The organism is Dyadobacter fermentans DSM 18053, assembly GCF_000023125.1.
Taxonomy (GTDB): domain Bacteria; phylum Bacteroidota; class Bacteroidia; order Cytophagales; family Spirosomataceae; genus Dyadobacter; species Dyadobacter fermentans.
Genome location: NC_013037.1, coordinates 4,798,446 through 4,814,311, shown reverse-complemented (window position 1 = coordinate 4,814,311; position 15,866 = coordinate 4,798,446). Strand labels below are relative to the sequence as shown.

The following is a 15,866-nucleotide window of genomic DNA, read 5'->3' as shown; positions in this document are numbered from 1 at the left end:
TGCCCTTTTTTCTTTCACATTCAAGTATTTCCTTTGTAGCCCGGTTTTTTTGCACCGGGCTTTTTTGTTTCATCATGAATAACCATAACACATTTATATGAAAACGGCATATGTTTTCCCTGGTCAGGGCTCGCAGTTCAAAGGAATGGGTCTGGACCTCTACCAGAGCTCCGATTCCGCCAAGGCATTGTTTGAAAAAGCCAACGAAATCCTCGGCTTCAACATCACCAAAATCATGTTCGAAGGCACCGATGAGGAGCTGAAACAAACCAATGTGACGCAGCCCGCAATTTTCATTCATTCCGTGATCCTCGCGAAAATCAATCCCGATTTCGCTCCGAACATGGTGGCAGGCCATTCGCTCGGTGAATTTTCGGCGCTGGTAGCCGCAGGTTCGCTTTCATTCGAAGACGGCCTTTCGCTGGTGGCGAAGCGTGCTGCCGCTATGCAAAAAGCCTGCGAAATCCGCCCGTCGACCATGGCTGCCATCCTCGGCCTGCCCGATGCGGTGATCGAAGAAGTTTGCGCGGGTATTACCGACGAGATCGTAGTGCCGGCAAACTACAACTGTCCGGGCCAGGTGGTGATTTCCGGCACGATCGAAGGTGTGGAACGCGCCAACGAACTGCTGAAAGCCGCCGGGGCTAAACGTGCGCTGGTGTTGCCGGTGGGCGGTGCATTCCACTCGCCATTGATGGAGCCGGCACGCGAAGAGCTGGCAGCGGCCATCCATGCGGCGCAGTTCGAGCCGCCGATCTGCCCCGTTTATCAGAATGTGAATGCAAAGCCGGCCACCGAAGTAGCCGTGATCCGGGAAAACCTGATCTCGCAGCTCACCGCTCCGGTAAGGTGGACGCAGTCCGTGGAGCAAATGGTAGCCGACGGCGCGGAAATCTTCATCGAATCGGGACCGGGCAAAGTTTTGCAAGGCCTTGTAAAAAAGATCGCTAGCACGGTGGACGTAAAAAGTATTTAATTTTTTTCTCAAAACACTTGACACGATACCCTGCTACCATTACTTTTGCACCACTGTTTACGGTTTTGGCCGATGGTGTAATGGTAACACAGGACATTTTGGTTGTCTTATTCAGGGTTCGAGTCCTTGTCGGCCAACAGTAATCAAAGAGCTCATTTCACGATGAGCTCTTTTTGTTTTTATCCTATTCCCGCCCCGTATCTTTATAATCTTTCCAAATTTCTCAGGTGACATAGTCATTTAAGAACAAGAATATCCATTTGCGACTTGCAGGTGACATTAAGGAAACCATTTTAATAAAATTGGTTACTTAATGTAACTTTTCTGCTATAAAATTTGGATATGAAATGTTACATTTACTATGTTTTAACCTAAACAGCACCCATATGAAAGTAGACAAAGTTAAAAAGCGCGATCGCGAGCGCACAAAGAGTAAAATACTCAAGGCGGTCGGTGAAGTAATCGAACAGCATGGCACCGAAAAGGTGGGCGTAAATTTGATCGCCCGTACCGCCGGAGTAAACAAAGTATTGATTTACAGATACTTTGAAAGCGTAGACGGCCTGATGGAACAGTATGTCAGGTCGGGAGAGTACACGTCAACCCTCAGTACCGATTACATCGACAACATTCCCGAGCTCACGCCCGACGAACGGAACAAGGCTCTCACGTCCCTCATGCACACTTTCACCAACGATCTGCGCCAACGCAAGGCCACCCGTGACCTGCTGCGCTGGGAGATCGGCACCGGAAAGTCGATGCTATCCGACGCCCGCAACCAGATTGCGACCCGGATCCTGAACAAAATAGGCGACCTGCCCTATTACAATGACACCAGCGCACTGATCGCATTCATTTCAGCAGGCATTTATTTCCTGACCATCTCCTCCGATTACCGTGAAAAAATGCTCGACGTGGACCTTCAAACCGATGAAGGCTGGAAACGCATCGAGCGTGTGATCGACAGTATTATCTCGGACGTCCGGGGTTGACGATAAAAAACCAGAGGCCCTTCCCACGAAACGGGAAGGGCCTTTCCTTTTATTGGCGGTTACTCACCTATATTTGCGTCGGAAAATCCCGCATTGAATGAGTGTACTGAAAAAACTGGCCAGTGAAACCGCCACCTACGGCATCAGCACCATGCTGGGCCGCTTTTTGAATTACCTGCTGGTGGCGCTGCATACCAAGCTTTTTGAACCTCAGCAAATCGCCGCACAAGGCCAGCTTTTTGCCTATGCCGGGCTTGCGCTAGTGCTCTACACTTTCGGGATGGAGACCGCCTTCTTCCGGTTTGCACGCGAGGAAAAGGACCGGAAAGAATATTACAATGTCATATTAAGCGCTGTGATCGTGGTGAGCATGGTTTGCTCCACTTTCATGTTCGTATTTGCGCAGCCACTCGCCGAGCTCATCAAATACCCTGAAGCGACATCCATCGTGAAGATGTTCGCGATCATCATGGCTACGGACGGCATCGTGTCGATCCCGTTTGCGCGGCTACGGCTGGAAGGGAAAGGGAAAAAGTTCGTGGTCATCCGGGTGACCAACATTCTTATCAACATTTTCCTCAATCTTTTCTTCCTGCTTGTCTGCCGGGATATTCATGCTGGAAAATACCTTTCATTCCTGCAACCGGCTGTTGATCTGTTCTATAACCCGCTGCACGCGCCGGATTACATTGTTTTGGCTAACCTTATCGCCAATCTCGCGTTCTTCTGGATGCTTCGCAAAGAGTTTGCCGACTTCCGGTTTATATTCAACGGCGACCTTTTCAAGCCGGTGTGGGTGTACGCATTCCCGGTCATGATCATGAATGTGGGCGGCGTGCTCAACATGCTTTTCGACCGCGCATTCATCCAATTTCTGCTTCCGGAGGGCTTTTATCCCGGCCGCAGCAACGAGACCGCCATCGGGATTTATGTGCAATGCTATAAGCTGTCCATTTTCATGAACCTGGCCATCCAGGCATTTAAATATGCTGCCGAACCATTTTTCTTTTCGAAGGGTGAGGACAAGAACGCACCACCGGTTTTTGCCAAGGTTACCAAGTATTTTATCATCATCTGCGTGCTCATGTGGGTGGGCATTTGCCTCAACCTCGACCTGTTTGCCGAGCTATTCTTAAAGAAGAAGATTTATCACGAAGGATTGAGCGTAGTGCCCTGGCTGCTGGCGGGCTACCTGTTCCTGGGTGTGTATTACAATGTAGCTACGTGGTTTAAACTGACCGACAAAACGCAGTACGGCACCTGGCTCACACTCACCGGCGCGGGAATTACCATCTCCACCAGCTTCGTGCTCGTGCCGCAGATCGGCTACCACGGTTTCGCCATCGCATTCGCATTGTCGGGATTTGTGATGCTGTCGCTTTGCTATTATTTCGGGCGGAAGTATTACCCGGTGCCTTATGACGTCACTTCGGCACTCGGTTACATTGGCGGCGGCGCATTGCTGATTTACGCCTCTTCCCTCATTAAAATACCCGATCTCTGGGTTTCCGTACCGGTGCACATGGGCGTGTTCGCCTTGTGCGTGGCCGTGGTTTTTTTGGTAGAACGAAAAAATATTCCGGCACTGAAAAGGCGGTAATGCAGCCTATTCCTGCATTTCACGCAGCAATTTGTTCGAGAAAAGGAATTCTTTCAACTCGGGCACGGTCGTCTTGGTGATATCCGTATTCACGCCTTCCCAAAGTTTATTGCCCTGGTAAAGGAACATGATGTTTTCGCCAATCTCCATCACCGAGTTCATATCGTGGGTGATGATGATGGTGGTGATCTGATATTCGTCGGTGATTTCCTTGATCAGCTCGTCGATTTTTACCGAGGTTAATGGGTCCAGGCCGGAGTTCGGTTCATCGCAAAAGAGGTAGGCCGGGTTCATCACAATGGCCCGCGCAATGCCCACGCGCTTCTTCATTCCTCCGCTGATTTCGGACGGCATCCGTTTGGCGGCCTGTTCGAGGCCTACGCGCTGCAAGCAGAATGCCACCCGCTCCTGCTTTTCCTCCGCCGATTGGGAAGTGAGCATATCCAGCGGAAATCGCACATTCTCCTCCACTGTTTTGGAATCAAACAATGCACCTCCCTGAAACAGCACGCCCATTTCGCGGCGGATCGACTGCTGGGTTTCCTTGTCGCAATTGTAAAAATCGCGTCCGTTGTAAAGCACATTACCCTGGTCGGGCTTCACGAGGCCGATCATGCATTTGAGCAACACGCTTTTCCCTGTGCCGCTCCCGCCGATGATCAGGTTAGTTTCGCCCTTTTTGAATTGGGCCGAAATGCCTTTCAAAACTTCCTTACCGTTGAATGCCTTATTGATATTGTTGATTTCAATCATTTTGTAGCTCAGTTGAGAACAAACCCGTTGGTTTTTAGTGCATTACAAAAGCAGCTGTGCAAGCAGGTAATCGGCCACCAGAATCGAAATACAGCTGTTGGTAACGGCTTGTGTGCTGGCTTTACCCACTTCCAACGCACCACCCGACGTAAAAAATCCCTTGAACGAGGAAATGGAGGCGATGAGGAAGCCGAAAACGAAGGGTTTCACACACATAAAAAAGATGTTGTAAGGCACAAACGAGTCGCGGATGCCGTAGAGATAATCGCGTTCGGTGATCACGCCCGTTAGTGTACCTGCCAAATATCCGCCCAGAATGCCCAGAAATGCGGAAAATATTACAAGCATCGGGAATGTGAGCATCGCCGCGACGACTTTCGGAAGCACGAGGTAGGACGACGAATTAATCCCCATTACCTCCAACGCGTCGATTTGCTCGGTAATGCGCATCGTGCCCAGCTCGCTGGCAATGTTGGAACCCACCTTCCCGGCGAGAACGATACAGGTAATGGTAGGCGCGAGTTCGAGGATTTCCATGTCACGGACGATCAATGCCACGGTGGAAATGGGGATAATGGGGCTCACGAGGTTGTAGGCTGTTTGAATACACGAAACTGCGCCGATAAATGTGGAAACGATCGCGACGATAAAGATCGAACTCACGCCGATGCCCACGCATTCCTCCATCAGCCTCCGCCAGTAAACCGATAATTTCTCGCCCTTCCCGAACAGCGTTCCTAAAAAAATGAAGTATTTACCGATTACAGACATGATATCTTAATTGTATTCAATATTTTCGGGAAAATTAGGCAAAAAAAGAAGCAATCAGAAAAATGAATCCATTAGCGGTTGTAACCGGTGGAACAAAAGGGATCGGAAGGGCAGCGATAGAAAAATTTTTAGCACAAGGCTTCGATGTAATTACCTGCGCAAGAAACGAGAGCGACCTGCTCGCACTGCAACAAACATTCAGCGAAAGTTTTCCCCAATCTAAACTGACTTATTTAACGGCCGACCTCTCGGTTCGGGCCGATGTGGACGCGTTCATCGCATTTATCCACACCCATAACCAACGGCCGGAAGTATTGATCAACAACACCGGCGTATTTATCCCGGGGCAAGTCCATAACGAAACCGAAGGCACGCTGGAAAAGACGATGGAAACGAACCTTTATAGTGCCTATCACCTCACGCGCGGCTTGCTCGCGGGGATGATGGAGCGCAAAAAGGGCCATATTTTCACCATTTGCTCTACTGCCAGCATTATCGCCTACCCCAACGGCGGCTCCTACTGCATTTCAAAATTCGCATTGTACGGCATGACCAAGGTGCTCCGCGAGGAAATGAAGCCCTACGACGTGCGGGTGACGGCCATCCTGCCGGGCGCTACCTACACCGACAGCTGGAAGGGCACCGACCTCCCCGAGGACCGTTTCATGGATTCCGGCGACGTGGCCGAGTCGATCTGGGCGGCCTATGCATTGTCTCCCAGGGCAGTTGTGGAGGAAATTTTGATCCGTCCGCAGTTGGGAGATTTGGATTGATGAGTGAAGAATAGCGCAATTTTACTAAATTGCCGCATTTTTAAAATTATTTATTAAACCCATATTTTCATTTCATGGAACAATACCTCGGTATAGACGTGGGCGGTACTAACGTAAAAATGGGGATCGTTGACGCTACGGATGGAAGAATCTCGAATTTTTACAGTCACGATACCGCCAGCTGGCGCAGCTCCGGGCATTTTATAGACAGATTAGGCGATGCAATAGCGCTCCAGCTGGTTGAATATCCCGAAGTCAAAAAAGTAGGGATCGGTGTTCCGGGACTCATTTCCCGCGACAGAACCACGCTGATCGAAATCACGGCAATCCCCGAAATCGACGGGATCACCATTGTTCCGGATTTGAAAGCACGCTTCCCGCAGCACGATTTTTACCTCGAAAACGACGCGAATGCGGCAGCTTTGGGTGAATATTATTTTGGCGAAGACAAACTTCCGGAAGACTACATCTTCGTAACGCTCGGCACCGGCATCGGCGGCGCGGCGATTATCGACAAGAAAGTGTTCAAAGGCGGCGGCGGCAATGCGATGGAGCCCGGCCACGTGCCTTCCAAAAACGGAAAAGTACTCGAACGCAACATCGGTAAGAAAGAACTGCTCGATATGGCCAATGCCATGCGCGCGGCTTACACCGGCACCACGCAGCTCCCGGCAGACGGCACCATTTCCACAACCGGCCTCGTAGCCGCAGCTTCGGCAGGCGACGAACTCGCAAAAGCCGTTTTCCACGAAATGGGTTACCTGCTCGGCGAAGGCCTCGTGTCGATGGTTCGTATCCTCGATATCACAACAATTTTGATCGGCGGTGGTATTTCTGCTTCGTTTGAGTTTATTTTGCCCGCGATTAACGATCGTTTCAAGTACTGGCTCACGCCTTATTACCTTAAAACTATCAGCATCAAACGCGCAACGCTTGCTAACGACGCCGGACTGCTTGGAGCAGCTTCACTGTGTTTTGAGTAACGAATAACCCCGAAACAATAAAGATTCACTCTTAAACAGTATCACTCTTATTCTTCCCTGATGAAATTATCGGTTATCGTTCCTGCCTACAATGAAGAAAAGACAATCCGAAATGTGCTGGATAAACTCAAATCCGTTGACCTGATAGGCAATTTTCAAAAGGAGATCGTAATTGTGAACGACTGTTCCGCCGACAACACGGAAGCGGTTGCTAAAAGATTTATAGAAGAGAATCCCGAGCTGGAAGTGGCTTACTTCCGGCATGAATACAACCAGGGAAAAGGGGCGGCATTGCACACAGGCATCCGCAGGGCCACGGGCGACTACATTATCGTTCAGGACGCCGACCTTGAATATGATCCCCAGGAATTCAATATATTGCTAAAACCGGTTATCGAAGGATATGCGGATGTGGTGTATGGCTCCCGCTTTATGGGCGGAAGACCGCACCGCATCCTTTTTTTCTGGCACACCATCGGGAACAAGTTCCTGACGTTCCTGAGCAACATGTTCACCAACCTCAATCTGACGGACATGGAAACATGCTACAAGCTCTTCCGCGCCGATCAGCTCAAAAGCCTCACGCTGCTCGAAAAACGTTTCGGTTTCGAGCCGGAAGTGACGGCTAAAATCTCCAAAATCCCGAAAATACGCATTTACGAAGTGGGCGTGTCGTACTATGGCCGCACGTATGAGGAGGGTAAAAAAATCAACTGGAAAGACGGCTTCCGCGCACTCTACTGCATTGTGCGCTACGGATTAGGAAGCTAGGACGGAACTTCGTCCATCCTCCCTTCCTCCATCCTCGCAGTAAGACTATCGCTTAATAAACTTCTGCGTAGCCTTAAAGCCGTTCTTTTGCTCCACCTGCAAGAGATAAGTGCCTGCCGGCCATTTGGAGATATTCATTTCCCAGTCTTTGGCGGCCCGGTAAGCCGAGCGCACTTTCGATTGACCGGAGGCATTAAATACCTGGATCACGCCGGATTCCGGGTTTTTGAAGCCTACTTTCAGTATATCATCAACCGGGTTGGGGTAAATCTGCCAGCTCAGTTCCTGTCCGTTTTGCTCTACGCCCAAAATCGGCGTCAGCTCCACGCGCGCCGTCGCATAAGGCGATTCGGAAACGTCGCTCACGGCCTGAATGCGATACGTGTAGGCCGCATTGATTTCCACATCCTTATCCTCGAAAAGCAATGTATTGGCATCGAGGGTTTTCAATGGCTCGTAAGACGCATTATCGGCAGTTTTCTTTTCGAGCACGTAACTTTTCGCTCCTTCCACCGCTTTCCACGATACAATCACGGAGTTGAATGTCCGGTTAGTCGATAATTCCACATTAGCCAGTCGCACGCCGATGCCTACGTTATCGAAGGAGAATGCGCCCAACCCGCGCTTGTTGCGCAAATAAGGACCGGTAAAGACCGCGATGTTGAATGAAAACGGTTCAATCAACGGAAGGTTTTCTGGGTAAAAAGAAGGCAGGTAGCTTAGTTTTGTCGCAGTGGACGGTTCTTTCAGCGTCAACGTTACCTGGTTACCTTCGGCTTTTCCTGCCGAAAAAGGAGCCTTCTTTTCGTCACCGTCGAGGAAAAAGAAGTTTTTAAGGCTTAGCACGAGCGGTTTGCCGTCCTGGCCTGTCACCGTCGAATCGGCGGGCCACTTCAAGTCCTGGCCTTCCTCAAAAACGAGGGTAATCTCCTTTTTCTCCGCATTGGTGTAAAACGCCTTTTTAATGTCCGGGCACCTCACATTATCGGTGTCTTTCGAGCCGTAGACCGTGGGGGCCAAAAAGCGGTACATCCGGCGGCCAAACTCCTCGAAACCCGCCCTGCTGTAATGCACGGCGTCATAGCCAGGCGTGCCGATCGCTGCGAAATGGTCTGTTTTGGGATATAAATACCTTGTTCTCCGTAAAAAATCACGTACCGAGCCGCCGACCGGGTTTTGAATGTCGTTGCGCAGGATGATGAGGTTCGACTGAACGACCACAAACTGCTCTACTTCCGGATAATCGTGGACCCAATGCTTGTACAGCTCGTCGTATTGCTCGGCATAGCTGCCGATATTCTCGAACACTTCCTGCTCGCCATGCATCCAGATGAACGCCCGGATGCGGGCCGGATTAGCCACGCGAACCCTTTTGACCAAACCGCCGTAAAGCGAGAAGCTGGAAGAGTCCTGCGGGTTTCTTTTCAAAAATTCACTCAGTTTCGCACCGGGAAGCGATCCATTAATCACACAGGTAGGAATGCTGTCGCGTTCCAGGATGGTGCGCTGCATTTCCAGCCCCCACGCCCCCACGTATGTCCACGACCACGCCGCGGCAGTCCACAGCGTATCGCCGGGCAATATGGAAGGTTCGGCGTCCGGTACCCGCGCGATCGTGCGGGCATATTTGCTCGACCACGCGCCAAATATCGTGGCCGATGCATTGGACTGCCCGCTGATCACGTAAAAATCGCCCGCTACCACTTCATTCCGCCGGACAATCTGTACCGAATCGGCTTCGTGGCAGGCATACACTTCGAACGAGTAATCCGCCATTTCCGCCTTGATCTTCGGCGTGAGGCTGAAAGAACCGGTCGTTTTGCCGCCATAGTTGATGGCCGACCGCTGGTAACCGACACGCTCGTTGTTTCTCAAAACTACCACCGACATATGGTCCCAGCCTTCGAGTTCGATCCTGCCGGAAATGGGCACATCGGCCAGGTTATCGTCGGCACGCGCATAAAGCTGCATGTCCTTCGGCAACTTGTCGAAAACCACGGAATAGAATCGCTGGGCCTGTGCGCTGGCGATCATGCAGCTCATGAAAAAGCAGAAAAATAAGGGCCTTAAGTGTGTAAAATTCATTGCATTAAGAAAGCTGTTTGCTAATGGCTAAATATACTCTTTAGTATTTCACATTCAATGCCTCGGGTTCGTTTTCGGTACGCGTCCCCGATGGCAGCCAATGCTCGTCGTACATGGCCAGGAACCACAAAACCATGATCATCGGCAGGGAATATTTATCCCACGACAATTGTGCCTTACCGAGCAGCAGCACATTGAGCAGGTAAACCCACGCCGCCAGGTTGAAACGCGGAGCTATAAAACGAACGAGCGTCACCAACGCCAATGCGCCGAAAACGATCTGTTTCAGCAATCCGGCGATACCGATCTTCATCAGCAGCTCATCCACATAACCTAGATATGGCCATGTAAAATATGGGTTATAGGCCTGTTTGGCAGGAAAAAACGCGATGATAACGGCGATGATCGCTAAAAACGACGCGAACATCACCGGATGCTTGCGCGGGTAGGTCAGGTAATGTGAAAAGCGGCGGGTCACGAGCGTTTCGGGCAGGATATAGTACACCGCCACCACCGCCGAGGCGTACATCAGGTAGCCGAAATTGTACTGCACCAACTTGTCGGAATCGTAATGCTGGTCGGCCATTACCGATGCCGGCGCGGGGCCTTGCCAGATAAGCACCCACGGAACGATCGTCAGCACCGCCAGCGCATACCATATCCAGGCCGTATCCGAAAATACGCTCTTCACCACCGCTACCGGATTGGCGCTCCATTTTACATTGCGGAACACTTCATAAGCCAGGATCGCGGCGGGAAAAGCCAGCATGTACTGCCGGCAGCACACCGCCGCAGCCAGCGAGAGGAAACCCACCCAATGCCATTTCCGCAGGTAGGCGATCACACCGCCGAGCGTGAACACCATCGCAAAAATATCGGTGTAGTAGTAAACACTCACCAGGTAATAATTAGGGAAAATCAGCAAACCGCCCAGACAGAGCCAGAAACGCTTCGTACGCCCGGGGCTGTACCAAACGAAAAGCATCAGCAATGCAAAACTCGTGAATGCCGTAAGCAAGCGCAGGTTTTGAATGTCATTCCCGAACACATTGATCACCCAGCCCCCGAGAATGAACGGAATAGGCGTATTCAGCTCATTGTAAGTTTGAAGCAGGTGCAGCGAGGGAATGGGCTCAGTGCTGAACAGCTCGGCCGTAGGCACATAGTGGTGCTCATCCTGGTAAGGATCGACGGTAAACCGCTCTTTCAGGAAAAAAACTAGGATGAATACTACAAGAAGGGCTAATGAGGTATATAACTTTTTGCGGTGCATAGTGCTGCTAAATAAAATTGACTTCTGCATTGAGCCGGATGCCGAACTTTTCGGCCACCGACGCCTGAATTTTCTCTGATAATGCCTTGATCTCCGCCCCCGTACCGCCGCCATAATTGACCAGCACGAGCGCCTGCCGCGCATGCACGCCGATCGCCCCCTCGCGGTAACCCTTCCAGCCTGCCTGTTCGATCAGCCAGCCGGCCGGCACCTTCACGGTTTCGGCGTCCACGGGATAGCCGGGCACTTCCGGGTGCATTTCATGAAGTGATGCAAACTGCGCAACCGGTATTTCGGGGTTCTTGAAAAAACTACCTGCGTTCCCGATTTCCGCCGGATCGGGCAGTTTGCTGCGGCGGATCTGCATGATCGCCGCGCTGATGTCGCGGATCGTGGGATTATCGGCGCCCATTTCCTGCAAGGTCTTCTGCACGTCGCCGTAAGCCGCATTCAGCACGGGCTGTTTGCTGAGCCTGAAAGTGGCGCCGGTAATCACGTATTTGTTTTTCAATGCTTTTTTAAAAACGCTTTCGCGATAGCCGAATTCGCATTCTGCGTTGCTGAAAACACGTATCTCGCCGGTTTCGATATCCACCGCTTCTACGGAAACGATCACGCTCCTGATCTCGACACCATAAGCCCCGATGTTTTGCATTGGCGCCGCGCCCACTGTTCCGGGAATGAGCGAGAGGTTTTCCACACCGCCATAGCCTTTGTCCACACAATGCATGACGAAATCGTGCCAAACCTCGCCGGCACCCACTTCCAGTACAACCGTTTCCTCAGTTTCCTCCACAATAGTAATACCCTTGATATCGGGATGGATCACCAGCGCATCAATATCCTTTGTGAGCAGGATATTGCTGCCGCCGCCAAGGATGAATTTGGGAAAGTTCTTCCATTCAGGATCGCGCAAAATGGCTGTCAATTCTTCAACAGACCGCACATTGATAAAAAACCGGGCATCGGCATCAAGCCCGAATGTATTGAGATCGCGGAGTGAAACGTTGGATTGTACTTGCATTGAAATCGGGAATAAACCTGGTAAAGTTAGGTATTACATTCAAAAATAACTGGTATGGTGATTCATCCAATTTTGATTAAGTTTGTGGGCTCAGTTACAATGGTTCAGGATATGACGCTAAAAAAGAAATTTTTATGGGCTCTGCATCTTGGTATCATTTTGATTTCGGGTTGTAGCAAAAAGTCGGTAGTGAGCTCAGGTTCCGAATACAAGGAAGACCTGTCGTCCGTGCGCCCGCGCTACGAATATGTAGAACCGGCCGTCGTAACCCGTGCAGAACCCGCAGCACCTGCCGGAAGCGGCAACACTCCGAAACCCAGCGCTGATAAGCCGCTGTATGTCAATAAGAAGCTCGAATCGGCACTGGATACGCTGGCGAAGCAAAACAAGTCGATCCGCTATATCAATGGATTTAGAATCCAGATATATGTGGGTAACGTGCGGCAGGAAGCGGATGGTGCCAAGTCCTATATTTACCAGGCCTTTCCGGATCTCAATCCCTACGTTTCGTACACCCAGCCGACCTACCGCGTGAAGGTGGGCGATTTCATGTACCGGAGCGACGCCGAGCAATATCTCGATCTGATCCGTGAGCAATATGCCTCCGCGGTGATCCTCGCCGACAGGGTGGATATCAAACGGAGCCTTCTGGTAAACCCCGCCGGGGACCATAACTAGCAGGCCGCCCGATTTTATTTGTAATTACTTTTTAACCGGATAACATTATCCACATATACATACTACCAAAACAGAATGAAGAAAGCGCTAATTACAGGGATCACCGGCCAGGATGGCTCCTATTTGGCCGAGCTCCTTTTGAGCAAGGGATACGAGGTACATGGTATCAAACGCCGCAGTTCGTTGTTCAACACCCAGCGGATCGACCATATTTACGAAGACCCGCATGAGAAAAACGTGCGCTTTCACCTTCATTACGGCGACCTGAGCGATTCGACGAACATCATCCGGATCATCCAGGAAGTGCAGCCCGACGAGATATATAACCTCGGCGCCATGTCGCACGTGCAGGTAAGTTTCGAAGAACCTGAATACACTGCCAACGTCGACGGCATCGGAACGCTCCGCATCCTCGAAGCCGTTCGTTTGCTGGGGCTTACCGAAAAAACCAAAATATACCAGGCATCTACTTCCGAACTGTACGGATTGGTGCAGGAAGTGCCGCAATCGGAGCGTACGCCGTTTTATCCCCGCTCCCCGTATGCAGTGGCCAAGCTTTATGGTTACTGGATCACTGTCAACTACCGCGAGGCGTATAATATGTTTGCGGTGAACGGGATTTTGTTCAACCACGAATCTCCTTTGCGTGGTGAAACTTTCGTAACACGCAAAATCACCCGCGCCGTTGCCCGTATCGCATTGGGCTTGCAGGATAAAGTGTTCCTCGGTAACCTCGACGCGCAGCGCGACTGGGGCCACGCAAAAGACTTCGTGGAAGCCATGTGGCTCATTCTGCAACAGGAAACACCGGAGGATTTCGTGATTGCGACGGGTGTTACCACGCGCATCCGCGAGTTCGTGAGAATGGCATTTGCCGAAGTAGGCATTGAAGTCGAATTCACAGGAGAAGGCGTGAACGAAATCGCGAAGGTCGTAAAATGCAATAATCCCGAGTTCCAGGTGGAAGTCGGCAAAGAAGTAGTGGCGGTTGACCCACGTTACTTCCGTCCGACCGAAGTGGAATTGCTGATCGGCGATCCAACGAAATCCATGGAGAAATTGGGCTGGAAACCGAAATACGACCTCAAAGCGCTCGTGAACGACATGGTTGCGGCCGACGTGCAGCTGTTCCGCAAGGACCGTTTGCTGGAAAGCAGCGGCCACCGCGTTCCAAACTACTACGAATAAGATTTTGCAAAACACATAAAAAACCCCGTGGAGCAGTTCCGCGGGGTTTTTGCATTTATATCTTAAACCGATTAGCTAGTTGGCCCCTTCTGCACCGCCTTGGCCGCCTTGATCAGGTCGGCAGGCTGCTGGTAGCCCAGCAGCTGTTTCACCACTTTGCCTTTTGAATTAATGAAAAACAAGGTGGGATAACCTTCTATCGGATATTTTTTGGTTAGCGCCGGACCTTCGCCGCTCTCCATGTCTATTTTCACATTGATGAAATTACCATTGAAAGTCGCGGCGACGTCGTCGCGTGTGAAGACGTTCTTTTGCAAAAGCTTGCACGGGCCGCACCAGGTAGTATAAGCGTCGAGGAAGATCAGCTTGTTCTCCTTTTTGGCTTGCTTCAAAATTTCCGCCCACTTGGCTTCCGTGAACTGAATGCCTTTATCGGCTGCGATTGTCGACGCAGCGGTGGCTTTTTTATCCCCTTCCCCGGCCGTTGCAACCGACATGGCGAGCATCAGCGCAGCCATTGCAAATCCGAGATTCTTCAAACTTTTCATTTTCAACGACATTTTATGATTTGATAATGCATTAACGAAAATAAGCCTTTGTTTTATTTTACACAATCATGGCCTCCACGGCTATTCCACAGCGATTTGCGGATCAGAAGCGCAAAAAGGGTAACTTCGCAACTTCATTAACACCAGATAATCATGAAAGTTCAGGAAGCCAGATACGTGATGAGTAACTCCGATTACCAGAAATGCCCGGAGCCCGTCCTTCCCGAATATGCATTCATCGGCCGTTCCAATGTGGGTAAATCGTCGCTGATTAACATGCTGACTAGCAAAAAAGCCCTGGCAAAAACGTCGCAGCAGCCTGGAAAAACGCAGATGATCAACCATTTCATCATCGATGACGCGTGGTACCTCGTCGATTTGCCTGGCTACGGCTATGCCAAAGTAAGCAAGGTTGAGCGCGAAAAATGGGAAAAAATGATCCACGATTACCTGCATTACCGCGAAAACCTTATTTGCACGTTCGTGCTGGTGGACGTCCGCCACAGCGCCATGGCCGTCGACCTGAACTTTATGGCCGCTCTTGGCGAAGCGGGCATTCCGTTTGAAATTATTTTTACCAAAGCCGACAAACTCAAACCGGCCCAGGTAGCCAGCCAGGTGGAGGCTTACAAGCGTAAAATGGCGGAACTTTGGGAAGAAGTGCCCGAAATGTACGTAACGTCGGCGGAGAAAAATGAAGGCCGCGAGCCCATTCTGACGGCAATAGAAACTTATAATCAGTCGTTTGTGAAGACAAAATAGGATATCGGTTGTTTCGCGGGCAATCTTTCCGTTATTTTGCGCAAAAATTGATTGCCGCATCCAACATTAACATCAAGATATAACCATAGTAAGAAAGGATGAGTGAAAAAGTAGAGTCAACAGGAATGGAATTGCTGAAAGAAGTAGCCAACGTATCTGGAAAACCAGGGTTGTTCCGCATTCTGAAACCCAGCCGTGCGGGTGTAATCGTAGAAGGCCTGGATGAGAAACGTGAAAAAACGCTGATCGGCCCAACGGCGCGCGTATCGGTGCTGAAAGACGTTTCAATCTTTACAGATGGCGCAGAGGAATCCGTTGCCCTGTCGGAGGTGTTCCTGAAAATCCGCGAAGTGCACGGCGAAGAAGTGAAACTGGCTGTTAAAACCTCGTCGGACAAAGAGCTGATCGAGTTTCTTGCTGAGGTACTTCCTGAGTTCGACCGCTCAAAAGTGTATGTTTCAGACATCAAGAAGGTCATTACCTGGTATAACCTGCTTTCAAAATACATTCCTGAGGCATTTGCAGCATCGGAAGGCGAAGCGGAACCCGTAGCGGAGCCGGTTGCAGAAGAAGCGGAAGCAAAGGAAGAGCCTGCTAAAAAGGCTGCGAAAAAGGAAAAAAGCAAGGCATAACAATGCCCGTCAACATATAAAACCCTGCCTTTGCCGGCGGGGTTTTTACTTTTTAAA

16 protein-coding genes and 1 tRNA gene are annotated in these 15,866 nt (G+C 50.6%); 11 read left to right on the top strand and 6 right to left on the bottom strand.

The window, feature by feature from the left end:
* The first annotated feature begins 97 nt into the window (after positions 1-97).
* The 4 genes from fabD (at position 98) to DFER_RS19715 (ending at position 3,568) form a co-directional block, all read left to right on the top strand.
* On the top strand, positions 98-976 hold the full coding sequence (gene fabD / locus DFER_RS19730; RefSeq protein ID WP_015813414.1) for an ACP S-malonyltransferase: 879 nt from the start codon (positions 98-100) through the stop codon (positions 974-976).
* A 66-nt stretch (positions 977-1,042) separates the two neighbouring features.
* Positions 1,043-1,113, top strand: a tRNA-Gln gene (locus tag DFER_RS19725).
* A 249-nt stretch (positions 1,114-1,362) separates the two neighbouring features.
* Positions 1,363-1,968, top strand: coding sequence for a TetR/AcrR family transcriptional regulator (locus DFER_RS19720; RefSeq protein ID WP_015813413.1), 606 nt, complete (start codon positions 1,363-1,365; stop codon positions 1,966-1,968).
* A 97-nt stretch (positions 1,969-2,065) separates the two neighbouring features.
* The gene (locus DFER_RS19715; RefSeq protein WP_015813412.1) at positions 2,066-3,568 is read left to right on the top strand and encodes a lipopolysaccharide biosynthesis protein; all 1,503 of its coding nucleotides are present in this window, start codon (positions 2,066-2,068) and stop codon (positions 3,566-3,568) included.
* A 6-nt stretch (positions 3,569-3,574) separates the two neighbouring features.
* On the opposite strand, the gene DFER_RS19710 is transcribed toward DFER_RS19715, so the two are convergent.
* Together DFER_RS19710 and DFER_RS19705 are read right to left on the bottom strand one after the other, a co-directional pair.
* Entirely contained in the window at positions 3,575-4,321 is a 747-nt protein-coding gene (locus DFER_RS19710) for an ABC transporter ATP-binding protein (protein ID WP_015813411.1), read from the bottom strand.
* A gap of 42 nt (positions 4,322-4,363) precedes the next feature.
* Positions 4,364-5,092: an MlaE family ABC transporter permease gene (locus tag DFER_RS19705; RefSeq protein WP_015813410.1), complete on the bottom strand. Its 729-nt coding sequence runs from the start codon at positions 5,090-5,092 to the stop codon at positions 4,364-4,366.
* Positions 5,093-5,154: 62 nt separating this feature from the next.
* Here DFER_RS19705 and DFER_RS19700 point away from each other — a divergent pair, with 62 nt between their 5' ends.
* The 3 genes from DFER_RS19700 to DFER_RS19690 all read left to right on the top strand — a co-directional run bounded on the left by DFER_RS19700 (position 5,155) and on the right by DFER_RS19690 (position 7,619).
* Positions 5,155-5,865 (top strand): SDR family oxidoreductase, encoded by a 711-nt coding sequence (locus tag DFER_RS19700; RefSeq protein WP_015813409.1) that lies wholly within the window; start codon positions 5,155-5,157, stop codon positions 5,863-5,865.
* 74 nt (positions 5,866-5,939) lie between these two features.
* On the top strand, positions 5,940-6,848 hold the full coding sequence (locus DFER_RS19695) for an ROK family protein (protein ID WP_015813408.1): 909 nt from the start codon (positions 5,940-5,942) through the stop codon (positions 6,846-6,848).
* Positions 6,849-6,908: 60 nt separating this feature from the next.
* The gene (locus DFER_RS19690; RefSeq protein ID WP_015813407.1) at positions 6,909-7,619 is read left to right on the top strand and encodes a glycosyltransferase family 2 protein; all 711 of its coding nucleotides are present in this window, start codon (positions 6,909-6,911) and stop codon (positions 7,617-7,619) included.
* A gap of 45 nt (positions 7,620-7,664) precedes the next feature.
* On the opposite strand, the gene DFER_RS19685 is transcribed toward DFER_RS19690, so the two are convergent.
* From DFER_RS19685 to murB, 3 genes are all read right to left on the bottom strand, one after another.
* Positions 7,665-9,662, bottom strand: a complete 1,998-nt coding sequence (locus DFER_RS19685; RefSeq protein WP_229206053.1) for a T9SS type A sorting domain-containing protein — start codon at positions 9,660-9,662, stop codon at positions 7,665-7,667.
* An 82-nt stretch (positions 9,663-9,744) separates the two neighbouring features.
* Positions 9,745-10,977, bottom strand: coding sequence for a hypothetical protein (locus DFER_RS19680; protein ID WP_015813405.1), 1,233 nt, complete (start codon positions 10,975-10,977; stop codon positions 9,745-9,747).
* A gap of 7 nt (positions 10,978-10,984) precedes the next feature.
* Positions 10,985-12,001, bottom strand: coding sequence for a UDP-N-acetylmuramate dehydrogenase (gene murB / locus DFER_RS19675; protein WP_015813404.1), 1,017 nt, complete (start codon positions 11,999-12,001; stop codon positions 10,985-10,987).
* Positions 12,002-12,190: 189 nt separating this feature from the next.
* Here murB and DFER_RS19670 point away from each other — a divergent pair, with 189 nt between their 5' ends.
* Positions 12,191-12,679, top strand: a complete 489-nt coding sequence (locus tag DFER_RS19670; protein WP_229206052.1) for an SPOR domain-containing protein — start codon at positions 12,191-12,193, stop codon at positions 12,677-12,679.
* A gap of 75 nt (positions 12,680-12,754) precedes the next feature.
* A complete protein-coding gene (gene gmd, locus DFER_RS19665) occupies positions 12,755-13,867 on the top strand; it encodes a GDP-mannose 4,6-dehydratase (RefSeq protein ID WP_015813402.1) in 1,113 nt (370 codons plus the stop codon).
* Positions 13,868-13,938: 71 nt separating this feature from the next.
* Here the strand turns inward: gmd and DFER_RS19660 are convergent, their stop codons facing one another.
* Positions 13,939-14,415, bottom strand: coding sequence for a thioredoxin family protein (locus tag DFER_RS19660; protein WP_143828770.1), 477 nt, complete (start codon positions 14,413-14,415; stop codon positions 13,939-13,941).
* 153 nt (positions 14,416-14,568) lie between these two features.
* On the opposite strand from DFER_RS19660, the gene yihA reads away from it, so the two are divergent.
* Positions 14,569-15,177, top strand: a complete 609-nt coding sequence (yihA, locus tag DFER_RS19655; protein ID WP_015813400.1) for a ribosome biogenesis GTP-binding protein YihA/YsxC — start codon at positions 14,569-14,571, stop codon at positions 15,175-15,177.
* 98 nt (positions 15,178-15,275) lie between these two features.
* Positions 15,276-15,809: a DUF5606 family protein gene (locus DFER_RS19650; RefSeq protein ID WP_015813399.1), complete on the top strand. Its 534-nt coding sequence runs from the start codon at positions 15,276-15,278 to the stop codon at positions 15,807-15,809.
* The last annotated feature ends 57 nt before the right edge of the window (positions 15,810-15,866 follow it).